Origin of the sequence: Halomonas sp. SpR8, from assembly GCF_031010195.1 — a bacterium.
In the GTDB taxonomy this organism is placed as follows: Bacteria; Pseudomonadota; Gammaproteobacteria; order Pseudomonadales; family Halomonadaceae; genus Vreelandella.
This window is the reverse complement of record NZ_JAUAMC010000008.1, coordinates 119,223-141,744: the sequence shown is the minus strand read 5'-3', so window position 1 is coordinate 141,744 and position 22,522 is coordinate 119,223. Positions and strand designations below refer to the sequence as shown.

The 22,522-nt window shown below is 54.7% G+C and carries 19 protein-coding genes; 5 read left to right on the top strand and 14 right to left on the bottom strand.

Annotated elements, in window-relative coordinates; all coding sequences use genetic code 11:
- Positions 1 to 14: 14 nt before the first annotated feature.
- A complete protein-coding gene (locus QT230_RS16210) occupies positions 15 to 494 on the bottom strand; it encodes a gamma-glutamylcyclotransferase family protein (RefSeq protein ID WP_308323086.1) in 480 nt (159 codons plus the stop codon).
- 188 nt (positions 495 to 682) lie between these two features.
- Here QT230_RS16210 and smrA point away from each other — a divergent pair, with 188 nt between their 5' ends.
- Positions 683 to 1,273: a DNA endonuclease SmrA gene (gene smrA / locus QT230_RS16205; RefSeq protein ID WP_308323084.1), complete on the top strand. Its 591-nt coding sequence runs from the start codon at positions 683 to 685 to the stop codon at positions 1,271 to 1,273.
- An 81-nt stretch (positions 1,274 to 1,354) separates the two neighbouring features.
- On the opposite strand, the gene QT230_RS16200 is transcribed toward smrA, so the two are convergent.
- From QT230_RS16200 to metH, 4 genes are all read right to left on the bottom strand, one after another.
- Positions 1,355 to 1,909 (bottom strand): DUF934 domain-containing protein, encoded by a 555-nt coding sequence (locus QT230_RS16200; RefSeq protein WP_308323082.1) that lies wholly within the window; start codon positions 1,907 to 1,909, stop codon positions 1,355 to 1,357.
- Positions 1,902 to 3,554, bottom strand: a complete 1,653-nt coding sequence (locus QT230_RS16195; protein WP_308323080.1) for a nitrite/sulfite reductase — start codon at positions 3,552 to 3,554, stop codon at positions 1,902 to 1,904. Before QT230_RS16195 ends, QT230_RS16200 begins: the two co-directional genes overlap by 8 nt.
- A 156-nt stretch (positions 3,555 to 3,710) precedes the next feature.
- Positions 3,711 to 4,982, bottom strand: coding sequence for an MATE family efflux transporter (locus QT230_RS16190; RefSeq protein ID WP_308323231.1), 1,272 nt, complete (start codon positions 4,980 to 4,982; stop codon positions 3,711 to 3,713).
- 54 nt (positions 4,983 to 5,036) lie between these two features.
- On the bottom strand, positions 5,037 to 8,732 hold the full coding sequence (metH, locus tag QT230_RS16185) for a methionine synthase (protein ID WP_308323078.1): 3,696 nt from the start codon (positions 8,730 to 8,732) through the stop codon (positions 5,037 to 5,039).
- 266 nt (positions 8,733 to 8,998) lie between these two features.
- On the opposite strand from metH, the gene nfuA reads away from it, so the two are divergent.
- Positions 8,999 to 9,622 carry a Fe-S biogenesis protein NfuA gene (gene nfuA, locus QT230_RS16180; RefSeq protein ID WP_308323076.1) on the top strand — a complete coding sequence of 208 codons (624 nt, stop codon included), beginning with the start codon at positions 8,999 to 9,001 and terminating at the stop codon, positions 9,620 to 9,622.
- Positions 9,623 to 9,684: 62 nt separating this feature from the next.
- On the opposite strand, the gene QT230_RS16175 is transcribed toward nfuA, so the two are convergent.
- A complete protein-coding gene (locus QT230_RS16175) occupies positions 9,685 to 10,734 on the bottom strand; it encodes a DNA-binding protein (RefSeq protein ID WP_308323074.1) in 1,050 nt (349 codons plus the stop codon).
- Positions 10,735 to 10,984: 250 nt separating this feature from the next.
- Here QT230_RS16175 and QT230_RS16170 point away from each other — a divergent pair, with 250 nt between their 5' ends.
- Positions 10,985 to 12,130, top strand: a complete 1,146-nt coding sequence (locus tag QT230_RS16170; RefSeq protein WP_308323229.1) for a site-specific integrase — start codon at positions 10,985 to 10,987, stop codon at positions 12,128 to 12,130.
- 42 nt (positions 12,131 to 12,172) lie between these two features.
- On the top strand, positions 12,173 to 12,589 hold the full coding sequence (locus QT230_RS16165; protein ID WP_308323072.1) for a SufE family protein: 417 nt from the start codon (positions 12,173 to 12,175) through the stop codon (positions 12,587 to 12,589).
- 11 nt (positions 12,590 to 12,600) lie between these two features.
- Here the strand turns inward: QT230_RS16165 and yidD are convergent, their stop codons facing one another.
- The 8 genes from yidD to QT230_RS16125 all read right to left on the bottom strand — a co-directional run bounded on the left by yidD (position 12,601) and on the right by QT230_RS16125 (position 20,942).
- Positions 12,601 to 12,909: a membrane protein insertion efficiency factor YidD gene (gene yidD, locus QT230_RS16160; protein WP_308323070.1), complete on the bottom strand. Its 309-nt coding sequence runs from the start codon at positions 12,907 to 12,909 to the stop codon at positions 12,601 to 12,603.
- A 53-nt stretch (positions 12,910 to 12,962) separates the two neighbouring features.
- Entirely contained in the window at positions 12,963 to 13,439 is a 477-nt protein-coding gene (gene hisI / locus QT230_RS16155) for a phosphoribosyl-AMP cyclohydrolase (protein ID WP_308323068.1), read from the bottom strand.
- Between the two features lie 13 nt (positions 13,440 to 13,452).
- Positions 13,453 to 13,908: a transcriptional repressor gene (locus QT230_RS16150; protein WP_308323066.1), complete on the bottom strand. Its 456-nt coding sequence runs from the start codon at positions 13,906 to 13,908 to the stop codon at positions 13,453 to 13,455.
- Between the two features lie 48 nt (positions 13,909 to 13,956).
- On the bottom strand, positions 13,957 to 14,955 hold the full coding sequence (locus QT230_RS16145; RefSeq protein ID WP_308323064.1) for an alpha-L-glutamate ligase-like protein: 999 nt from the start codon (positions 14,953 to 14,955) through the stop codon (positions 13,957 to 13,959).
- Positions 14,952 to 16,475, bottom strand: a complete 1,524-nt coding sequence (locus tag QT230_RS16140; RefSeq protein ID WP_308323062.1) for an inactive transglutaminase family protein — start codon at positions 16,473 to 16,475, stop codon at positions 14,952 to 14,954. Before QT230_RS16140 ends, QT230_RS16145 begins: the two co-directional genes overlap by 4 nt.
- Before the next feature lie 38 nt (positions 16,476 to 16,513).
- Positions 16,514 to 17,350 carry a RimK/LysX family protein gene (locus tag QT230_RS16135; protein WP_308323060.1) on the bottom strand — a complete coding sequence of 279 codons (837 nt, stop codon included), beginning with the start codon at positions 17,348 to 17,350 and terminating at the stop codon, positions 16,514 to 16,516.
- Between the two features lie 331 nt (positions 17,351 to 17,681).
- Positions 17,682 to 19,814 (bottom strand): protein-disulfide reductase DsbD domain-containing protein, encoded by a 2,133-nt coding sequence (locus QT230_RS16130; RefSeq protein ID WP_308323059.1) that lies wholly within the window; start codon positions 19,812 to 19,814, stop codon positions 17,682 to 17,684.
- Between the two features lie 39 nt (positions 19,815 to 19,853).
- Positions 19,854 to 20,942, bottom strand: a complete 1,089-nt coding sequence (locus tag QT230_RS16125; protein ID WP_308323058.1) for a redoxin family protein — start codon at positions 20,940 to 20,942, stop codon at positions 19,854 to 19,856.
- Between the two features lie 171 nt (positions 20,943 to 21,113).
- Here QT230_RS16125 and QT230_RS16120 point away from each other — a divergent pair, with 171 nt between their 5' ends.
- On the top strand, positions 21,114 to 22,520 hold the full coding sequence (locus QT230_RS16120; RefSeq protein WP_308323056.1) for a PLP-dependent aminotransferase family protein: 1,407 nt from the start codon (positions 21,114 to 21,116) through the stop codon (positions 22,518 to 22,520).
- Positions 22,521 to 22,522 lie beyond the last annotated feature (2 nt).

The window sequence follows — 22,522 nt, the reverse complement described above, 5'->3', positions numbered from 1 at the left end:
AAAGTCTTTGATGTCTATGGTACCAGAGCTATTGGCATAACCGCGTCGTGGAAAAGCGCATTTTGTTTTTTTGGTAAGCGTAAATAGACCCACGCACGTGAGCCATCGTCGAGGGTTTTAACCACTCGCTCATAGCGAATTCCCAGCCTTTCATAGCGGTCTAACCGGGCGAGTTCAACAGCATCGACCCGTAACCGCAGCCCCTGTATGCGATTGCCTGGCTGGGGAGAAAGATCGAGCCCGTTGCGCCGATACCCTTCAAGCACTGCCTCCTCTGGATCGCCAAAACTCCCCATTACCACCAAGCGGATAGGCGCATAGCGCAGCGTGCCGTATACAAAGACTTGATGGGTGCGCTGTTCAATAGCAGGAAGGTCAGCAGGGCGGTCATAAAACCACGGGCTGAGCATGGTTAACCAAAGCCATCCAGCTACACCGAGTAGTGCTACAGCGACGGCAGTAAATAGGCGTTTTAGCCAGACTTTTTTAGCCAAACCGTAATGCCTCTAAGGGTGGATTGCCATAAGGCTGCCTAGCTTGGCGTTACAAATAGACGATGACAAGTTCTATGTTATCGACTTATTTTATTGGCTTAAGCAAAGTGTCTGGATTTGCTAGGCTATGTTTCTAGGCTATGTCTGAGAACTAGTCTAGTCACTAGACCCGACCGGAGGAGCCTGCAATGAATCAGCCACTTCGTGATGAGATGGATTTCCGAGCTCTCGTAGGTGATGTTGAGCCGCTACCACCCACTAACCGAGCAGACCCCGGCACTAATCGCAAAAGCCCCTCCGAATCGCAGTTGGCCCGGCGTGAATGGGCAGCAGAAGAGCTTGGATCGCAGAACTTCCTATCCGATGACTTTGTCGATCTGCTGCCACCCTTTGACCCTATGGAGTATCGTCGCGAGGGCATTCAGCAGGGTGTTGTCGATAAATTAAGGCACGGCGGCTATAGCGTGCAGTCGCAGCTACATATGCTGCGTCGTCCCTTGAGCGAGTGCCGTCGCATGCTGTTTCCATTTATTCAGGAAGCTTATGCGCACGATTTACGCTCGGTACTAATCGTTCACGGTCGTGGCCGTGAAATTGACAGCCCCGCTAATGTGCTGCGTTCATACCTAGCCAAGTGGCTCACTCAGTTTGTAGAAGTGCAGGCGTACGTATCGGCACAGCCTTCAGAAGGGGGACTAGGCGCTACCTGGGTGATGCTGCGTAAAAGCGATCGCGCCAAAGCCAATAACCGCGAGCGCCAGCAAAAACGCCGAGGATAAATGTTTATAAATAAAACTATTTTTAAATAAACAGGGCAGCCGAAGCTGCCCTTTTGAGTTTACAAACGTCACTCTCTGCGCTTACTTATCTGCAGCTAAACGACGCTCAAACAGCGCCTGGCGCTCTTCCACATCGGGCTGGTAGCGAACGCTGATAAAGCTTAGCGCGCGCAGGGCATCCTCTGGGTGCTGGTCGTCGCGCAGTGCCATCGCATTGAAACCACAGCGGCGCATGTAATCCAACTGATCAACCAATACGTCGCCCACCGCACGGACTTCGCCACTGTAGCCATAACGCTCGCGAAGTAGACGAGCGATGGTGTAGCCTCGGCCATCGGTAAAAGCAGGGAAATCAACGGCAATCGCCGCTGATTGACCCAGCTGTTGAGCCAATTCGGCCGTCAGCTCGGTATCACTGGTAAGTAACGGCGCCAGTTCAGCGTCATCCTGATTAGCTTGCCACAGCGCCAGCGGTACAAACGCTGGGCGCTGTTCGGGCAGGGTGTCTGCATCATAGGAGACGCACCAAGCGTTCTCTGCCGCCAGCTCGCCGTTAGCAATCAAGTGATCAACATGAACCGGCATCAGTTCAGTTGCTTCAGCTTGCGTGTCGTTTGGCAAGGATTTATCAGGCATAAACACGCTCCTTAAAGGGTTTTAGACCAATACGGCGATAGGTATCCAAGAAGCGTTCGTCCTCATGGCGTTGTGAGACATAGACGTCCAGCACTTTCTCGACCACGCCGGGTACGTCTTCGCGGAAAAACGACGGGCCCAGAATCTTGCCTAGCGAGGCATCGTCGGTGGAGTTTCCCCCAATCGAAATCTGGTAATACTCTTCGCCTTTTTTATCCACGCCCAAGATGCCGATATGGCCCACGTGGTGGTGCCCACAGGCATTCATGCAGCCGGAGATATTCAGGTCCAGCGGGCCAAGATCATACAGGAAGTCCAAGTCTTCAAACTTCTCCTGTAGCGCTTGGGCAATGGGAATAGAGACCGCATTGGCCAGGCTGCAGTAGTCACCGCCGGGGCAGCAAATAATATCGTTGAGCGTGCCCACAGTGGGGTTAGCCATACCCAGTGCCTCAAGCTCTTGCCACAGCGCTTCCAGCTCATCCACCGGCACATCAGAAAGCACCAGATTCTGCTCGTGGGTAACGCGCACTTCACCAAAGCTGTAGCGGTCGGCTAGATCAGCGACAGCTTCCATTTGGTCGGCAGTAACGTCACCAGGTGCGTGCTCGCGGCGTTTTAGCGACAGCGTCACGGCTTTATAGCCAGACACCTTGTGATCAGTTACGTTGTTGGTAACAAAGCGCGCGAAACTGCGGTTTTCAGCACGTAAACGATCAAATTCTTCGCTAGCATTTGCTGCCACCGGGCGACGATCAGGCTCGGGGAAGTGCACTTTGGCCGCATCAACCGCTGCTTGGTTAAGCGTTTGTGGGCCATCTTTCAGGTGCGCCCACTCTTCATCCACCCGACGGCGGAACTCCTCAATGCCCAGAGCTTTGACCAGAATCTTAATCCGCGCCTTGAACTTGTTATCCCGACGACCAAACTGGTTGTAAACCCGCACGCAGGCTTCTAGGTAGGTCAGTAGATGCTGCCAAGGCAGGTCTTCACGAACCACGTCCCCAATCATCGGCGTACGGCCCAGGCCGCCACCGGCTAACACTTTGATACGCAACTCGCCGTCGGCGTTGTGCCATAGGCGCAAACCAATATCGTGCACCTGAATGGCAGCGCGGTCTTGGGCCGCACCGCTGACGGCGATTTTAAACTTGCGCGGTAAATAGGCGAATTCCGGATGCAGGGTAGACCACTGGCGAATCAACTCACACCAGGGGCGCGGGTCTTCCACTTCATCGTTGGCAATGCCGGCAAACTGGTCGCTGGTGGTGTTACGAATGCAGTTACCACTAGTTTGAATCGCGTGCATCTGCACCTTGGCCAGATCCGCCAAAATGTCTGGCACGTCTTCAAGGGCAGGCCAGTTCAACTGCAAATTTTGCCGCGTGGTAAAATGACCGTAGCCGCGGTCATAGCGACGAGTGATCTCGGCCAGGGCACGTAGCTGATGACCCGCTAGCATGCCGTAAGGGATCGCAATACGTAGCATGGGCGCATGGCGTTGAATATAGAGGCCGTTCTGCAACCGCAGTGGGCGGAACTCTTCTTCTCCCAAACGCCCAGCGCTGTAACGTTCCATTTGATCGCGGAACTGAGCAACGCGTTCATCAACTAGGGTTTGGTCGTGAATATCATAACGGTACATGTGGCACGATCCTGCTAAAAAGCGAAATAGTCACGTTGAGACGGACGTTAATGTAGCCTCACCTTAACGCGGGCGTCATATTCTACAAAAGAATATATAATTATCTTTTTATCTCTAAAAGCTATTTAGAAACCATAGTATGAGTTTGGCAGCCCGTTAGAAGGCGGGGGCCAACCAGCGGCGGCGCTGCCATACCCATAAAAATCCGGCCGAGTTTACCAATCGGTAAAGCAGTTGCATAAGCCAGATACCTAATAAGCCTTGGTCTAAACCGATGCCTACCCACCAGGCCAGAGGTAAAAAAAGCAGCCACTGCATCCCCAGGGTAAGCATCATCACCGTGCGCTGAGCGCCCGCGCCCATTAATGCCTGGGCAAGCACCAGGGCCGCAGCATCCAGCACAATCATCACGCCGGTTAGCTGTAGCGGGAGTTTACCCAGCGCGATTAGCTCGCTGTTGGTGAAAAAGAGGGCGAGTACCTGCTCGGGCAAGACCAGCATGGGTAGCGCCAACATAATGAGTAACAGCCAAGCCACCCGCAGCGCATCCAGCCCCCAGCGGTGGGCTTCATACTGAGCATCCCGGCCTAACGCTTCGCCTACCAGGCTCATCGCCGCAACGCCTATTCCGACTCCTGGCAAAATCAGCAGCAGTGATAAATTAATCAACACGTGGCCAACCGCGACGCTGGCGGTGCCCAGCTGGCTCAAGAGCCCAATGAGTACCGCATAACCCGCTGCGAATAGAAGCTGCTGTAAAGAGTGGGGAGCAGCCAGTATCAGGGTAGTGCGCAGGGTGGCCAAACGTGGCAGCTGTTTTAAAAAACGTTTTAAAGAAAAGCTTTTGGTGCTCACCCAGCACCACACCATCAAGCCAATAAACAGTGACAGTGTCGTTCCCGCACCCGCACCGCTCGCACCCATTTGCGGTAGCCCGGCTAAACCGTAGATTAAACCAGCGCTGGTCGCCACGTTAATCAAGTGAACTGACACGATGATACGCAAATAGAGATGCGTCTGCTGGCGACCGTTCCAGTAACCACGAAAGCAGAGTGTTAACGCAATGGCGATTAGTGACACCACCCGCCAACGAAAATAGCTAACCGCAACGCTTTGAACATCATCGGCCTGGCTAATCAAGCCCATCAGCAGGGGCGCTTGCCACCACGCCCAGAGTGATAGCGGCAGGCCTACCGCAAACCCTATCGCTAGCCCCGAGTTAAGCGGGTGGGCGATATGCCTATGGGCAGCCCCCACGCGCTGGGCAGTTTGTGACTGTACGCTGGAAGATAGACCAAACACTACCGCGGTCAGCATAAACATGGCGTAACCGCCCACGCCAACACCCGCTAGTGCTACCTCGCCTAGATGCCCTACCAATGCAGCATCGATCAAGTTGAGCATGCTCTGCGAGAGCATGCCCAGCATGATGGGTAAGGCAAGGCGCAACACCCTGCCATGGCGGTTTGCAAACAGCACTAATCAACTCGGGTCGTAGGAGAGTACCGGTGAGAGCCAGCGCTCCATCTCCTCCAGGGGCATCTGCTTACGCGTGGCGATGGCTTCGACCTGATCCCGGGTAATTTTGCCGGTCGAGAAGTATTTCGACTGTGGATGCGCAAAGTACCAGCCAGACACCGCCGCCGCAGGCCACATGGCGAAGTTTTCCGTTAGCGCTAAGCCCGTGTTTTCAGTGGCATCGAGCAGCCGGAACAGCGTGGCTTTTTCGGTGTGATCCGGGCAGGCGGGATAACCAGGGGCAGGGCGGATGCCCTGGTATTTCTCCGCGATTAAGGCATCGTTATCCAGGGTTTCTTCCGGCACATAGCCCCAGAACTCTTTGCGCACGCGTTCGTGCATGCGCTCGGCAAAGGCTTCCGCAAGGCGATCCGTCAATGCCTGCACCATAATCGCATTGTAATCGTCGCCAGCGGCCTCATAAGCTTTGGAAAGCTGATCGACGCCATGACCGGTAGTGACCGCAAAGCCACCAATCCAATCGGCTTTGCCGCTCTCTTTGGGGGCAATAAAGTCGGCCAGGCTGTAGCAGATACCGTCACGGCCTTTAGTGGTCTGCTGACGAATATGATGCAATCGCTCCACGACTTCGCTACGCGACTCGTCGGCATAGACTTCAATGACGTCATCATCGACGCTATTAGCGGGCCATAGACCGATAACACCGCGGGCCTGGACGCGCTTCTCTTCAACTAGCTTGCGCAGCATGACTTTGGCGTCTTCAAACAGGTTGCGAGCCGCTTCACCGACGACTTTATCGTTGAGGATTTTGGGGTACTTGCCCGCCAACTGCCAGCTCATAAAGAAGGGCGTCCAGTCGATGCGCTCGATCAGCTCTTCGAGATCGTAGTCGTCAAAGGTTTTCAGCCCGAGCATATTGGGCTCGGCGGGGGTGTAGGTACTCCAATCGGTGCGGAAACGCCGCTTGCGCGCCTGGGTGTAGTCCAGATCCGCCGCCTTGGGTCGACGCTTGGCGTTACGCTCACGAACCTTTTCGTACTCTTCGCGAATCTCGGTAACATAGGGTGTTTTTAAAGCAGGTGTGAGCAATTTACCCGCTACGCCAACGGCGCGGGAGGCATCGGTAACGTAAATCACCGGGTGCTCATACTGGGGCTCAATTTTCACTGCGGTATGCGCTTTAGAGGTGGTGGCACCGCCAATCAGTAGCGGTAGATCCATACCACGGCGCTGCATCTCTTTGGCCACGTGAACCATTTCATCCAGCGACGGAGTGATCAGGCCGGAGAGACCAATAATATCGGCGTTGTGCTCTTTGGCCGCCTGGAGGATTTTGTCGGCGGGCACCATTACGCCAAGGTCAATGACCTCGTAGTTATTACACTGCAACACTACGCCGACGATATTTTTGCCGATATCGTGGACATCGCCTTTGACCGTGGCCATCACGATCTTGCCTTTGGCCTTAGTGTCTTCGCTCTTCTCGGCTTCGATGTAGGGGATCAAGTAAGCCACGGCCTGTTTCATTACCCGCGCTGACTTAACCACCTGAGGCAGGAACATCTTGCCATCGCCAAACAGGTCGCCCACCACGTTCATGCCGTCCATCAGCGGGCCTTCAATGACTTCAATGGGCCGCTCGGCCTCGGCGCGAGCCTGTTCGGTGTCATCTTCGATATAGACGGTAATGCCTTTCACCAGCGCGTGCTCAATACGCTTGTTAACCGGCCAGCTGCGCCACTCCAGGTCTTCTTTCTTGACTGCGCCGCTACCGTCGCCTTTATACTTGTCGGCAATATCCAGCAGCCGTTCGGTGCCGTCGCTACGCCGGTTAAGCACCACATCTTCAACCGCTTCGCGCAGTTCGGCAGGCAGGTCGTCATAAACGGCGAGCTGGCCCGCGTTGACGATCCCCATGGTGAGGCCCGCGCGAATGGCGTGGTACAGGAAAGCTGAGTGAATCGCTTCGCGTACCGGGTTATTGCCACGGAACGAGAACGAGACGTTGGACACGCCGCCGGAAACCATGGCATGGGGCAGGTTGTCACGAATCCACTGGGTCGCTTCGATAAAGTCGACCGCGTAGTTATTGTGCTCTTCAATGCCCGTGGCGATAGCAAAGATATTGGGGTCGAAGATGATATCTTCGGCGGGGAAGCCGATCTCATCGACTAGCAGACGGTAGGCGCGCTGACAGATTTCGGTTTTGCGCGCGAAGGTATCCGCCTGGCCCTCTTCATCAAAGGCCATAACCACGATGGCGGCGCCAAAGCGGCGGCACTTGGTGGCCTGTTCGCGGAAAGCGGCTTCACCCTCCTTGAGTGAGATGGAGTTCACCACAGCCTTGCCCTGAACGCACTTCAATCCCGCTTCGATGATCTCCCACTTGGAGGAGTCGATCATAATTGGTACACGGGCGATATCCGGCTCACCAGCGATCAAGTTAAGAAAGCGCTCCATGGCTTCCTTGGACTCGAGCATGCCCTCGTCCATATTGATATCGATGACCTGGGCGCCGCTCTCGACCTGCTCAAGAGCGACTTCCAACGCGGTGGTGAAGTCCTCCTCCACAATCAAGCGCTTAAAGCGTGCCGAGCCGGTGACGTTGGTGCGCTCGCCGACGTTGACGAACAGCGAGTCAGCTTCAATGTTGAACGGCTCTAGACCGGACAGACGGCAGGCGCGGCTGCGCTCAGGGATTACCCGTGGTGCCATATCGCGCACAGAGTCGGCAATCGCGCGGATATGCTCAGGCGTCGAGCCGCAGCATCCTCCGATAATATTGACCAGCCCACTGGCGGCAAACTCGCTGACGATTTCCGACATCTCCTCCGGTGTTTGGTCATACTCACCAAACTCGTTAGGCAGGCCCGCATTGGGGTGCGCGGAGACAAAGGTGTCAGCCTTGGTAGAGAGCTCTTCCAGGTAGGGGCGCAACTCTTCGGCGCCCAGCGCGCAGTTTAAGCCTACCGAGAGGGGTTGAGCATGGCGTACCGAGTTCCAGAAAGCCTCTGTGGTTTGACCCGAAAGCGTGCGGCCCGAGGCATCAGTAATCGTACCGGAGATCATTACCGGCAAACGCTCACCGCGGGCATCGAACAGCTCTTCAAGGGCATAGATCGCTGCTTTGGCGTTGAGCGTATCGAAGATGGTTTCAATCATGATCAGATCGGCACCGCCCGCAATCAGCGCTTCGGCGGCTTCATAGTAGTTCTCGCGCAACTCATCAAAGGTGACATTACGCTTGGCGGGGTCATTCACATCCGGCGAGAGCGAGGCGGTGCGCGAGGTGGGGCCTAATACACCCGCAACATAGCGGGGTACGCCGGTTTCAGCGGCCACCGCATCGCATACTTCACGAGCCAGGCGCGCTGATTCGCGGTTGAGCTCAACCACCAGCGACTCCATGCCGTAATCGGACTGTGACAGCTGAGTGCTGTTAAAGGTGTTGGTCTCAATAATGTCGGCACCAGCTTCCAGGTAGTCGCGGTGAATCCGCTTGACCACATCGGGGCAGGTGAGCGCGAGCAGATCATTATTCCCTTTGAGATCCGAAGGCCAATCGCTGAACCGTTCGCCACGAAAATCCTCCTCGCTTAACTGAGCATTCTGCAGCATGGTGCCCATGCCGCCGTCCAGAATCAGGATACGTTCGGCAAGGCGTTGGGTGAGGGTCGCGATCAAAGCACTATCAGCCATGGCAGGGGGAGTTCTCCAGCGTCACAGTCGTCAAAGGGGATGTTGTTATCGTCGGAAAAAGCAGCATCTGTCGTTTAGAGGCGCATAATGATAACAAAAGGGAGGGCAAAAGGCGCCCCTGGGAAGGCTATCCGCTGCATAAGGAAAGATAATTAAAATAGCCGACTAAAACAGTCGGGATTGTGTCAGCGCGCCGTTTTGCTTACCATAGGGACAAATGACATGTGAAGTGGCGCCGCCACTACCACGGGAGGAAGACAGCCCTCATGACCACGACTAGCGAAAAAGAAACTAAAGTCGATACCCAAGGTATTGATATTACGGACAGCGCGCAAGAGTACCTGTCAGAACTGCTGGAAAAGCAGAACGTTGAAGGTATTGCTGTACGCATCTTTATTACTCAGCCGGGCACGCCCTACGCGGAAACCTGCTTGGCTTACTGCCGTCCCGGCGAAGAAGAACCTACTGATGTGCTACTGGAGCTCGAGAAAATCAACGTCTTTCTCGACAAAAATAGCCTCGCCTTTTTGGAAGAGGCGGTGGTGGATTTCAACGCCGACCGCATGGGTGGCCAGCTAACCATCAAAGCGCCCAACGCCAAGATGCCCAAGGTAAATGCCGACAGCCCGCTGGAAGACCGCGTTAATTACGTGCTTTACAGCGAAATCAATCCAGGTCTGGCGGCCCACGGTGGCGAAATCAAGCTGGTGGAGCTTACTGAGGAACAATACGCCATCTTAGCCTTTGGTGGAGGTTGCCAGGGCTGTGCAGCGGTTGATTTAACCCTGAAAGACGGCGTTGAGAAAACCCTGATGGAGCGCATTCCCGAGCTTGCCGGTATTCGCGATGTCACCGACCATACCGATACGACCAACGCTTACTACCGCTAAACTCGCTATCTAGAGCCAAGGCCCAGCTTCGGTAGCTGGGCTTTTTTATGCCTTAGGATTGTTCAATTTTTAGCGCCACTATCCTCATTTCTCTGTTTTGAAAGTGTATCGGGAAGCGCTGTTAGCTGCGTTTGTAGTGCTTCCATGCGACTCCAGAGCTTCTCTTGCCATGCCTGTTGTAGCGCCGCTTCACGCTCTGCTTGCTGCTCGGCCTGTCGAGTTAGCGCCGCTTGCGCCTGCTCATTTTGCTGGCTTAATGACTCAGCTTGCTTCTCCAGCGCGGTCATTTTTTGCTGGCTTGCAGTAAGCTGCTGCTCCCGCTCGCGGACATCTAGCTGCAACTGATGAACAACCTGCTGTTTGGCGGTTAGCTCTTGGCTCAATGCCTCAATACGCTGCTCACCTTGCTGTATCCGTTTTTGGTAGTTCTTCTCTTCTAGGGCGCGCGCCTGCTGGGCATTATCCAGCATGGCCATCAGTCTGCCTTCCGCCGCCTCGTGGCGCTGCTCTTCCTGTGTAAGTCGCTGTTCAAATTCTGTTTGCTGCTCGCTGAGGGCTTGATTATGAGCCTTCCGCTGCGCCTCAGTCTGAGTCTCTAACTGCTGCTGTACTTGTTTTAACTGGGTAGCATCTCGTCGTGCCTCCTCGGCTAAGTGCTGCCAGTGGCTTTCGCTCGCTTGGCTGGTCGCCAATTCACGGCTTAGCGCTTCCATGCGCTGGTCTATATGGCGTAAATGCTCAGCAAGGGCGCTTTCACGCTGTTCAGCGTTTGCCGCCTGCTGCTTAGCCTCTTCGGCGAGCTGCTGGGCAGCCTCCACTTGACGATTAGCATCCTCGCGATAGTGGAGCAGGGTTTGATTGGCCACCTCTTGCGCTTCCCGCCACAGCTCACTCGCCATCGTCACAACGACTTCAGGAACACCCTTGGGCGGCGGCACATCACGATTTTGCTCTCGTTCGCTGCGCCACTGGCGAAAATGATCGCTGATCGTCGTAAAGCTTCCGGTGCCCAAAACATCACGAATGCGCTGAACGCTAGGCGTGTCACCACGGGCGAGCAGTGCATCAATGGCTTGTTGAACGTCGCTGTATTGAATGCCGTTGCGGGCCATGGGTGATTCCTTCTTTGCGGTATTTAATGCCTCTATTGTCAGCGCTGACTAACCAAAAGGCAATATTACGTAATACATAAAACGTAATAATATTTATCAATAGCCGTATAAATTCAAGATTACCCGTATTATCTTGAATTTCTATCGCTACAGCGTCACACTTCGCTACTTGAGCGTCATTTTAAACAGGCAGCGAAGAGGGCTTTTAGCAATGGCAAATAAGCTGACCGCTAGCTTAGAAACCCCATCAATGCTTGAAAAAGCAGGCAATGATGAGCTTTTGAGCGCGCGAATTGATGCCCAAAACGATGCCCAGGCGGTGATGGCGTGGCTTGATGAGTACACTGACAGCCCGCAAACCTGGAAAGCGTATCGCCGTGAATCGGAGCGGCTTTTGCTATGGCTAGCGAGTCAACGGCTGTCGCTGGCCGACTTAAATCGTGAAGCCCTCCGCCAATTTGAAGCCTTTTTGGCCGACCCTCAGCCCAGGGAGCAGTGGGTGGGCCCTTCGAAACCGCGCGCGCACCCTGCATGGCGGCCATTTCGCGGCGCTTTATCGCCTGCTAGTCGACGCCAGAGCCTGGTCATTCTGCAAGGGATGTTCGCTTGGTTAGTCGAGGCTGGATGGGTTAGCCACAATCCGTTTCGCCTTATGCGCGATAAATCGCGGCGCTTAAATAATCAAACGCCACGCATTGAACGCTATCTAGAGAGTGATCTTTGGGCTTGGCTATGGCAGTGGCTCAATAGACCATCAATAGAGAAGGGCAGTCGCGGCGAGTTTGAACAGGCGAGGCGGCGATTTATTTTTGGCTTTGCCTATCTGCTCGCACCACGCATTAGCGAGATGGCAGATGCGCATATGGGCGATTTCCAGCGCAGCGAAGGGCGCTGGTGGTGGCACGTGGTGGGTAAGGGCAGTAAGGTGGCGCGCATTCCGTTACCTGAGGACATGCTCGAGTGCCTAACCGAGTGGCGCCAGACATTGGGCTTGTCTAAATACCCTAGCTCGTTAGAAGCCACAGCCCCTGCGCTGCGAGCCTTAGACGGTCAGCGAGGCCTTGGTCATAATCAGCTTTATCGTCTTATTAAAGCGACGTTTCAGCAGGCAGCACTCCTCCTTGAAGCCAACGGGGGCACGCCTGAATATGTCTCTGCGCTGCGCCAAGCGACGCCACACTGGTTACGCCACACCTCCATCACCCACCAAGCTCAGGCAGGTATCAGCTTGCGCCACCTGGCCGAGAGCGCCCGTCACGCGCGGCTCGATACCACCTCACGCTATTTACATAACGAAGATAGTGAGTGGCACCGCGAACAGCAGCGCCATCGGCTAACCAATTCTGAGACAACGCCCCTCAAGCCCTCGTCGAGCCGTTATAATGGGGTAGATTGAGTTGAAGACGTTAGTTAAAAATACCCAGCAGAAGGAAACACCATGAGCACTTCCGGCGCCGAGCAGGCCCAGCAAGAGCTGATTGAAGATTTTGAAATATTTGATAACTGGATGGATCGTTATCAATACATTATCGATATGGGCAAGCAGTTACCTGATTTCCCTGAGGCATGGAAAACCGAAGAGTTTAAGATTCAGGGCTGCCAGTCAAACGTGTGGATGCGCCACGAAGAGGAGGGCGATAATCTGGTTTTTAAAGCGACCTCCGATGCGGCGATAGTTTCCGGCTTGATTGCCGTCCTACTAAGAATTTACAGCAATCGCACCGCGGCTGAAATCCGCGCGACCGAACCGCATTTTTTGGCGGACTTGGGCTTGGATAAGCACCTTTCGCCGACGCGCAGCAATGGTTTACACGCCATGTTGGAGAAGATTTACCAGGTTGCCCAGCAGAACTAACCAAAAGTGGTTTAACGGGAGTGATGATCACAACAGGGTGGAGGGGGTGATACTCTCTCACTCTTTTGCTGATTCTCTTGCTCATCCTCCTGGCAAAGCCGCTCACTGCGGCCACCGGGTACCGGATCCATGCCACCTGGGTTGCCCGGGTGACACTTAACGATTCTCTTAACCGCCATCCAGCCACCTTTAAATGGCCCATGGACCTGAATGGCTTCAATGGTATAAGACGAACAGCTAGGCCAGAAGCGGCAGCGAGGGCCTAACAGTGGGCTAAGCGTGTACTGATAAACCCTGATGCAACCAATCATCACCTTCATTACTGCCCAACGCGGACCTGAACGCCATGAAGAAAGCCAGCGAAAATTCATAATTAAGACGAGGTTCTGTTGCCGTAGAGTTGGTCAGGATCAATCAGCGGTGTGCTAGTGATCGCCGCCTTACCATCATCCACAGCAATATAGAAACAGCTACGCCGACCAGTGTGACAGGCAGGCCCGGTTTGCTCAACTTGCAGTAAAAGCGTATCGCCATCGCAATCGAGCGCCGCGGATACTAACTGCTGCTGCTGGCCCGATGACTCGCCTTTGCGCCAGAGCTTTTGCCGCGAGCGCGAGTAGTAGCAGACCCGCTGAGTGGTTAAGGTTTCTTCCAAGGCTTCACGGTTCATCCATGCCATCATCAGCACGTCTTTGGAGTCGTGCTGCTGGGCAATCGCCGGTATCAAACCGTCGTCGTTAAAGCGGACGGCCGCCAGTAGGGTGGCGACAGCGGGCAGGCTATCTTGGGGAGTTGCGCGCTCCAATTGTTTAAATAAAGCCTCGGGCGCGACATGATCAAACTGAGACATGGGTTATTACTCGCTAGCTGTCTGAGGCGGTAGCTGTTCGGCAGTCTTGGCAGAGCCCTTGCAGCTCAATGGTTTGGCGCTCAACGTTAAAGCCTTGGCGTTTTGCCAGCGCCGCCAGCTGGTCACTGATCTCATCTAAATGCAGCTCTTCCACATAGCCACAGCGACGGCAGATCAATAGTTGAAAACCATGAACATGTTCTGGGCAGGCGCACGCTACGTAGGAGTTTTGTGACTCGATACGGTGCACTAAGCCCTGATCAATCAAAAACTCTAATGCACGATAAACCGTTGGCGGGCGAGCCGCCGCATGCTCGGTGGATAGCTTGTCGAGCAGATCATAGGCTTTCAGTCCACCGCCATTTTCAGCAATCAGTTCGAGCACGCGTCGCCGAATAGGGGTGAATCTTACCCCATTAATATGGCACTGAGACTCAGCCTGCTGCAGTATTATATTCGCTTGGGTCATGGGCAACTCGCTGGACGTTATTCAGCCTAGGCTTGGTAAAAGCCTAGTCTACGCGCTGGCGGAGGTGGTGTCAGGGCTTTCTACCAGCTCGCTTTGGCGAGCAAAGTGGTGCTGGGCAAAGGCCACACGCTCTTTGGCTGGCACGCCGTCGGGCTGACGCTCAATAAGGTCAAGGCGGCGGCGCAAGCCTTCACCGTTGGTCATTTGAATAGCCAAGCCTGGCCGCGCGTTCAATTCGAGCAGCATCGGCCCGTGGTTGCGGTCGAGCACCATGTCAGTACCAAGATAACCTAACCCGGTCATTTCATAGCAGCCGGCGGCCAAGTTGAGCAGCGTTTCCCACTGAGGCACTACTAAGCTGGCCAAATCGTGCCCGGTGTCGGGATGGCTAAAGCAGGGGCGGTCAAACTGAACGGCCCTCAAAGCAGCACCTGAGGCAATATTTAAACCAACGCCCACCGCACCCTGGTGCAAGTTAGCTTTACCATCAGACGCCGCGGTGGAGAGGCGCATCATGGCCATCACAGGATAGCCCTTGAACACGATGACCCGGATGTCGGGAACGCCCTCATAGGTGTAGTCCATCAGGCTTTCATCAAAATTAATCAGCGTTTCAATAACCGCCACATCAGGCGAGCCGCCCAATGAATAGAGGCCGGATAGAATATTCGACACATGCCGCTCAACATCGGTAAGCGACTGATGCGCCCCACTGGGCTTGATAAAGGTATTATCTTCTACCTTTTCAATCACTAATATACCTTTACCGCCGCTGCCCTTGGCTGGCTTGATGACAAAGCCAGCGTGGCCGGTGAGCATCTCGCCAATATGCTTGACACCAAACTGGGTGGTGACCGTACCGATAAGTTCTGGCGTGGTAATCCCATACTGCTGGGCCAGCAATTTAGTTTTGAGCTTATCGTCCACTAATGGATAAAGGCGACGGCTATTATAGCGGCCAATATAGCGAATATTGCGTCGATTCATGCCAATGATACCTTTTTCACGCAAGTGCGTGGGCCAGGCCCAGTTTTTCAACCAGCTCATGAGGGTTTCTCATCATCAGTAATTGGTTTGAAACGTCGCAGCTCTAGCAGACGATAGCCCGTGTAATTGCCCAGCAATAGAATGAGCGCCATCAATATCAGCTGAACGCCAAGGAAGTTAAATGTGATGTGCCGCACCCAAGGGTTATTCATTGCCAAGTAGGCCAGGATAGCCGTAATCAAACTGCCACCGCCCTGGATTAACACCTGCTTAGGACCTTCTTCCTCCCATAGAATCGACATCCGCTCAATAGTCCAAGCAAGGATAATCATCGGGAAGAAGGTGATCGTTAAACCTGCGCTGAGCCCCATCCGGTAAGCCAAGACGGTAAATATCGAGATGATCGCAATGACCGTTATGATCACCGCCGACACCCTGGCCACCAATAGTAAATTCAAATAGGAGAGGTAGTTACGAATCACCAACCCCACGGCAACAATGAGCAGAAAGCCAATCAAGCCCGTCGGCAGAGTGGTCTGAATGAAGGCGAGGGCGATCAGCACCGGCATAAACGTCCCGGACGTTTTGATGCCAACCAGCACCCTTAAAAATACTACCATCAATGCGCCAATTGGTATCAGCAGAATGGTTTGGAACAGGGCTTGCTCTTCCAACGGCAGACTGTGAATCGAGAAATTCAGCAGCGTGTCTTCTGAATAATGGTTACGCACTGCCGCTGAGGCTGGCTGGTCGTGGGTCATCATCGAGAAGGTAACCCGCGAGTTGGTGCCACCCAGCACTTCGAGTACGGCACGGCCACCGGTTTCCCATAACAACAGGTTGTCAGGCTTACCTTGCTCACCGGTCAACGGGTTGAAAATCTCCCACTGCTCACCAGTTTCATCAAATACCTGAACCCAACTGCTGAGTGTTTGGCGACGGCGACCATCTTCCAGCAGCAGGCCACTGACTTCTCGTGCGAGCACACCCGCTTGGTTGAGCAGACGCACCACTAACGCAGCCGGGCTCTCTTGTGATAGCAGCAGCCGGGCATTCTCTTCCTGTCGCTCACCGTTGATATCACGAATCAGCTCACGAGCAAAAGTGACGTTATTGGCACTTTGCGCCCATGCTTGCTCAATTAATTGTTCGGCGGCACTGTCATAGGGGCTTTCCCATGGCGTTGCAGGCGTCATTTCAGGTGGTGTCTGAACCGGCGAGCGGGCATCTTGCGAGACCAGCATCTGAACCGAGTAGTAGAGGGTTTGGCTTCCTGCCGCTTCGCGAATTGTCCACTGGGCGGTGCGGCCTAGTTCATCTGACCGATAGGCAAGCCCATAGCCTGATGATGCCGTGTTTTCAGTTAACACCCGATAGCCTGCTTGATGCGAAGGCAACGCCATGTCGACTTCGACGGGGCCGCCCTGAGCATTAAAGTTAATGCCGGCTTCAATTTCCCACACCTGGCGCTGCTCTCCAGGCAGCCAGGGGATCTCAAACTGCACATGGCGATGCACACTGGTTGCAATACCCACGACCAATAGCAGGCCGACAATAATATAAAACATTAACCGTGACATGGAGATTCCTTTCAGTGTAAAGCGCCAGGGGAGAACAGTTACTCTTCGGTATCGTCTTCATCCACTGCTTCATCTTCAGCAGCTTCATCGGCTGGCTCGCCACCAGGAAACTCGGGGCGGTCATATAAATAGGTGTCGGCGACGTCAATCACCGCAATATCCATCAAAAAGCGGCGCCCAAGCAGCACGGGGTAATCCAGATGCGAGCGATCATTGAGGGTAAATTCAACGTTTTCACGAATCGGGCCTAACGTCATAAGCAGTGAGATCACAGGGCGTGAATCTTCTCCAGAGGCTTGTAAGATACGTACACGCCTCACAATAGGCGCCTCGATCCATTCGTCACGCTGTGACTCAACCACCACATCGTCATCGTTAAGGGCTAACTTGAAACGCACCCAGTCTTCGCCATCACGTTCAAAACGCGTGATATCGGAGGCTGAAAGCGATGAAGTGTTGGCACCTGAATCAATCCGTGCCTTAAGATAAGTGCCCAGGCTCGGCAAGCCCACCCATTCACTGCGACCCAGCAGTGTTTTAGTGGTTAAGGTCTCATCAATTTCGCACTCTTCGCGAATAATGACGGGCTCATCGCCGCGCGCTTCCAACTGCTGTACATCTTGACGCAAATAACGCAGCAGACTGCCTACTTCGCGCATATCGGCGGTCAGCACTTGCTGTTGGTTCAACTGGCGTTCCTGTAGCTCAGCGCTGGAGTCGCATTGCTGGGCTAACTGGATCTCCAACTCGACAATTCGGGAATTAAAAGAGGCTTCGCTTAAAGGTGGCGGGGCATTGGATTCGGGCTGGGTAGTTGCGCAGCCAGCGATCGAAAGCGACAAGCCAGCTATTAGCCACAAAACACCTGGGCGCATAACATGAGATATCCTTGGACAATAGGTGGGGGAATGATAAGGAGAAGGGAGACTAGTGTCCAACGCCATAGCGGCTTTTGAACGTCTAATTTCAAACACATAGTTTATTTAATTTAAATCATGCACGGTGACTAGGTTCATGAGCCTGACCGAAGAAAGGAAGCCAATGATATTAACAGAATCAAAAAAGATGTTGTTGCATGAAGTTTGTTCGTACAGCTGGATTTGTGTCAACGCATGAACTGACAGGGAATAATTGTAGAGTAATCCCCCTACAAAAACAGGTTGCCTCCTTTAAAAAGAGGGGATTACCAGAAAGGGGGGGGGGGAGTTAATCAGACTTGTTCGCTAGCGTAGGTAAAACATTGGGCGCGAGGATCTGTGAAAGAACGTCTGGCTCTGTTTCGCCTGGGGCGTACCATAAATAGAGAGGCACCCCTGAACGACCGTGCTGCTCCAGAAAAGCGGTGATGGTGGGGTCGCCATTGGTCCAGTCGCCCTTCATTGTGATCACATCCGCCTGCTCGAATGCCTGCTGCGTGCTGGGTATATCGATGGCTCGCTGTTCGTTGATCTTACAAGTGACACACCAGTCTGCGGAAAAGTAGACGAAGATGGCGTGCTCCTGTTGCCGAAGTTCGCTCAAGCGGGCCGCGTCGAAGTCGAGTAGGCGTGTTTCGGCTGAACTAACCTGCGCATTGACCTCCTCCTCTTGCTGGGCAAAAGAGCCAGGGACGAGGACACTTCCTGCTAACGCGAGCCCGGCCGCTAGTCCTGCCGGAAGCCAGCTCAGTTGCTTAGCGCTTCGTTGGCGCAGGCCGGTGAACCAAAGCCCTATCGCCAGCAACAAGATCAGAGCGAGGCTCGCAATCATGCCGTTGTTACTGAGCTGGCGGCCAAGCACCCAAGCCAAGGCTAGAGCGGTTAGGAACATGGGGATGGCCATGATATGCCGGAAGCTGGCAAGCCAAGGGCCCGGGCGAGGAAGGAGGCGACGCAGCACCGGCACGAAACCAAGCAGCAAAAACGGCAGGGCAATGCCCAAACCCAGGCCCGCGAACACCGTCAGGGCGGCAAACGCGGGGAGTACCAAGGCGGCACCAAGAGCCGTGGCCATAAACGGGCCGGAGCAAGGCGTTGCGACGAAGGCGGCCAGTACGCCTGTCCAGAATGCACCAGCCACGCCGTCCTGGCTTGCCAAGTCGCCACCGGCATTGATGGAGCCCAGCTCAAAAAGGCCTGCCAGATTAAAACCGATGGCGACGGTCAACAGTGTCAGCACCACGATAACTCGCGGGTCTTGCAGTTGAAATGCCCAGCCAACATGAGTACCCACTGCGCGCAGGGCAATAATCGTTGCGCCAAGTAGTAAGCAAACGATAACCACACCGGCAGTATAGGCTAACGCCTCGCGCCGGGCCTCGCGCTCACCACCGGATAGATGCGCAAGGCTAAGTATCTTGAGACTCAGAATTGGAAAAACGCAGGGCATGATATTGAGCAGAACGCCGCCCAGTATGGCGCCGAGAAATGCTGTCAGTAATAGAGTAGAACTGCTTTGTACGCTGGCGGCACTTGCGGTGGAAGAGCTTTGAGACCCGCTTTCAATCGCCGCAGGCGTTCCACCACTATGGCCAACCAGTGACAAACCGGTACCGGTGCCCAATGACAACAGCGCCTCGAACTCGCTAGGCGGGCTACTTGCCGACCAGGATTTGGACAACTTGGTTTCGACCGTCAACGTATCGTCTTCACGGCTGAATATCTGCTCAGCCGCGGGATCCACGATGTTGTCGGTGGCAACAAATAAGTGTGGATTGTTGAGTTCGACACTAGCGGGAAGGGGAATACTGACACGCAGCCGGTTATCGTCGTTCGTCACGAAGCTGGCTTGTGATCCTAGTGGCCTGGGTAGTTTCTGGCGCCATTCATCGAAGCGCGCCTTGCGCTCATCTGTAATGCGGCCATCGCCTGCGGTGAGGGTAATGGCAAGCGTTGATTGTTCGGGAACACAGGCGTCAGCGCGGCAAGCAAGATAGTTGAAAGAGACGCTGATTGGCAGTGACGTTCCCGACGCCACCGAGGCATCTATTTCAACGGGTAGCAATAGCGCATAAGGATGCTCATAGACATGATTCATCAGGTCGCCGGTCATCAGCGTATGCGGCACTGGAAAGGCGGCATCGCCCACGCTGACACCATCCGGCAATTGCCAGTCGAACTGAGGTGCCAGGCCAATGCTGCCCGGCTGTTTCCAATACCCATGCCACCCCGACTGCGGCTCCATGAAAACAGCTAACGTGCTGGAAGTGCCGGCTGCGGGTTGGTCCGTTTCCGCTATCAAGCTGTTCGTGATCAGTACCTCGCCCGAGGTGCCGGGAAACTCCTGAGCAGCGCCGAGTTGAGGTATCAACACGCAAGCCAGACAAAAGAGGACACAGTAGCGGTAAAGGAATGGGGGCATTGGCTATCAGCCCGCTTGAGACGGGCTGCTCCATGAGGGTTATTGGCTGATGCGCTCGACGGATTCGGCTAATGCGGTATCTTGTGGCCCTAGCTTTTCGGCTACCTTGCCGTCGGTATCGATTAACACAACGGTTGGTATCTGTTGAATGCCGAAGCGACGGTGTATTTCGCCGTCGGCGTCGAGCAGTACGGGAATCGCCGTCTCGGTGGACTCAAGATAGCTTTCGACATCCGACTCTTTGGTCCAAAGGCCAGAAATAATGCCCACCCATTGTACGTTTTGGTCTTTGCTCAGTTGATTGACGGTTTCGCGCACGCGGCGGCAAGCGGCGGAGGTGTCCGGCTGGCTCTCGGCAAGATAAGACTCGCACCACGTGGCAAAGAACACCACACCCAGTGGCTTATCTGTCGCTGCTCGGGTCAGGTCGATGGTATCGCCGTCACGCGTGGTAACGTTTAAATCAGTAACCTCATCGCCTACCTTTAAGGCGTTGGTGTCGATATCCTCGACAGCGGTTCCTTCGGTTATTGCTGAGTTTAAGTCAGTGGGTTCCAGCACTGCCTGTAGCGCCTCTTCCAGCGCTTGATCGTCACGATGGCCAATGTGAGTGATGTGGCCACTGCGATCGATCAGTACGTGCTGCGGGGTGACGCGTAGATTCAGTGCTTCGGCCAACGTGCCGTCATCCACCGTGATAGGCATGGTCAGGCCCATTTCCTCACGATACTCACGTGCAGACTCTTCGGTATCAGCGTAACCGGTGTTCACTGCGATGACTTGAACGTCGTCACCATGCGCTTCCTGGAAGGCCTGGAACCCCGGCATCTGCTGACGGCAGGGCACGCACCAGGTTGCCCAGAACTTTATATACACCGGCTTGACACCATACAGCGCACTGAGATCAATGATGTCACCATCCAGCGTGGTAACGCTCAGCTCGGGACCAGGTTGACCAATTAGCGACTCGCCAGCCGCTCTGGCACGCTGTTCACCATCGGCGTCCTGATCATAGGTTTGATCGGCTTCTTGTTGATCGGCGGGTTCGCTCGCTGGCACCGGCCCAACGTAGCCGACCAACATGGCGAGCAGTAACGCAACTGAAAACCGCGTGTTTGTTATCCGCATTGGTTTGATCCTTTTGGCAAATTGTTCGGGCCTGGCTCAATCGTTCTGGGCTAATACAAAGAACGAGCATAAAGATTCAGACCGATAAAAGTCGTGTAGGGTGTGATTGTGAGCGACACCATGGTCTAAAAAAAGCACCAAGAATGACGGACTTTAATGTACCATAGCGCCATGAGCAGACTTCGCTTTTCACTTGATCGCCAAGGCGCGCAATCTCTTCCAGAGCAAATACGATCGAGCATCGCTGATGCCATTCGTCAGGGGCATTTGTATGAGGGCGCGCGACTGCCTTCGTGGCGTGATCTCGCGGCGCAATTGGGCGTTTCGCGGGGCACCATTAAAGCGGCTTATGATCGGCTAAACGATGATCAGCTAGTTATTTCCAAGGGGGCTGCGGGCACCTTCGTTAGCTCCGCGCTGCCCGCAGCGCCGAAAGAGTTCGCTGCGGCCTCCCGCCTGCCACTGCCTGACCTTTATCAGGATCTGGATAGCGCACCCAAGCTTTTTCAAGTGGGCGTGCCTGCACAAGACGGGTTTCCCTTTAAGCATTGGTCGCGCATCATGCTGCGCTGTTCGCGACAGGCGGTGGCCGAGCCACTGCGTTATCCAGACCCACGCGGAGAACGGGTATTGCGCAAAGAAATTGCTGCTTATCTGGCCGTGTCCCGCGGGCTGCTTTGCTCTGCCGACCAAATTATCATCACCAATGGTTATGCGGGTGCGCTGGGCCTGACATTGCACTTGCTGCGGTTGAATTCACGCCGAGTATGGGTCGAGAATCCGGGTTATCCGCTGACGGGGCACGCCTTATCGCTGGCAGGATATACTGCGGTTCCCGTTCCTGTGGATGATCAGGGGATTTGTGTGGAGCAGGGGATAGCGTTGGCAGCGGATGCCCGCTTGGCGATTGTGACGCCAAGCCAGCAAGCCCCCTTGGGGGTACAGCTGTCGCTGGAGCGGCGTCAGGCACTACTAGCATGGGCTCAAGAAAAGGCTGGCTGGATCATCGAAGATGATTATCTAAGCGAGCTGCAACTAAGGGGCCAAGCAACACCGGCACTCGCCTCGCTGGATCGGGACGGCAGGGTGATTCACATCGGCACTTTCAGTAAAACCATCAGCCCACGCTTGCGGCTGGGTTTTATGGTAGTACCGGCCAGCTTGTCGGAGCGCGCTGGCGATACGGCTGCCGCATTGTCGCCAGCGTCTGGACTGCCTGGCCAACTGGCTGTTGCGGAGTTTCTGCGCGATGGTCATTACTTGCGCCATATTCGGCGTATGAAGCGTTTATATATACAGCGCCGGGATGCACTGCTTGCGTTCATGGGCCCATCGGCTTCAGTGAACAATATAGCAGGCTTGTCACTATTGCTTCCCCTGGATGATAACGCAGATGATGTTGCTATTGCCGAGGCTGCCAAGGCCTTTAACTTGGCACCGGCACCGCTGTCACCCTGGTATGCCACGCACACCCAGGTGCGAAAAGGTTTACTCTTGGGCATGACCAATCTATCGAGCCCTGCACTCGAAGAGGGTTATCAGCAGCTGGCGGAGCTTGTCGCTCGCTATCGGCCATAAAG

Excerpts from the sequence above, each read along its gene's own strand:
- smrA (WP_308323084.1), top strand. The coding sequence starts at position 683 with ATGAATCAGCCACTTCGTGATGAGATGGATTTCCGAGCTCTCGTAGGT.
- QT230_RS16200 (WP_308323082.1), bottom strand. The coding sequence starts at position 1,909 with ATGCCTGATAAATCCTTGCCAAACGACACGCAAGCTGAAGCAACTGAA.
- QT230_RS16195 (WP_308323080.1), bottom strand. The coding sequence starts at position 3,554 with ATGTACCGTTATGATATTCACGACCAAACCCTAGTTGATGAACGCGTT.
- QT230_RS16190 (WP_308323231.1), bottom strand. The coding sequence starts at position 4,982 with ATGCTGGGCATGCTCTCGCAGAGCATGCTCAACTTGATCGATGCTGCA.
- metH (WP_308323078.1), bottom strand. The coding sequence starts at position 8,732 with ATGGCTGATAGTGCTTTGATCGCGACCCTCACCCAACGCCTTGCCGAA.
- nfuA (WP_308323076.1), top strand. The coding sequence starts at position 8,999 with ATGACCACGACTAGCGAAAAAGAAACTAAAGTCGATACCCAAGGTATT.
- QT230_RS16175 (WP_308323074.1), bottom strand. The coding sequence starts at position 10,734 with ATGGCCCGCAACGGCATTCAATACAGCGACGTTCAACAAGCCATTGAT.
- QT230_RS16170 (WP_308323229.1), top strand. The coding sequence starts at position 10,985 with ATGCTTGAAAAAGCAGGCAATGATGAGCTTTTGAGCGCGCGAATTGAT.
- QT230_RS16165 (WP_308323072.1), top strand. The coding sequence starts at position 12,173 with ATGAGCACTTCCGGCGCCGAGCAGGCCCAGCAAGAGCTGATTGAAGAT.
- yidD (WP_308323070.1), bottom strand. The coding sequence starts at position 12,909 with ATGAAGGTGATGATTGGTTGCATCAGGGTTTATCAGTACACGCTTAGC.
- hisI (WP_308323068.1), bottom strand. The coding sequence starts at position 13,439 with ATGTCTCAGTTTGATCATGTCGCGCCCGAGGCTTTATTTAAACAATTG.
- QT230_RS16150 (WP_308323066.1), bottom strand. The coding sequence starts at position 13,908 with ATGACCCAAGCGAATATAATACTGCAGCAGGCTGAGTCTCAGTGCCAT.
- QT230_RS16145 (WP_308323064.1), bottom strand. The coding sequence starts at position 14,955 with ATGAGCTGGTTGAAAAACTGGGCCTGGCCCACGCACTTGCGTGAAAAA.
- QT230_RS16140 (WP_308323062.1), bottom strand. The coding sequence starts at position 16,475 with ATGTCACGGTTAATGTTTTATATTATTGTCGGCCTGCTATTGGTCGTG.
- QT230_RS16135 (WP_308323060.1), bottom strand. The coding sequence starts at position 17,350 with ATGCGCCCAGGTGTTTTGTGGCTAATAGCTGGCTTGTCGCTTTCGATC.
- QT230_RS16130 (WP_308323059.1), bottom strand. The coding sequence starts at position 19,814 with ATGCCCCCATTCCTTTACCGCTACTGTGTCCTCTTTTGTCTGGCTTGC.
- QT230_RS16125 (WP_308323058.1), bottom strand. The coding sequence starts at position 20,942 with ATGCGGATAACAAACACGCGGTTTTCAGTTGCGTTACTGCTCGCCATG.
- QT230_RS16120 (WP_308323056.1), top strand. The coding sequence starts at position 21,114 with ATGAGCAGACTTCGCTTTTCACTTGATCGCCAAGGCGCGCAATCTCTT.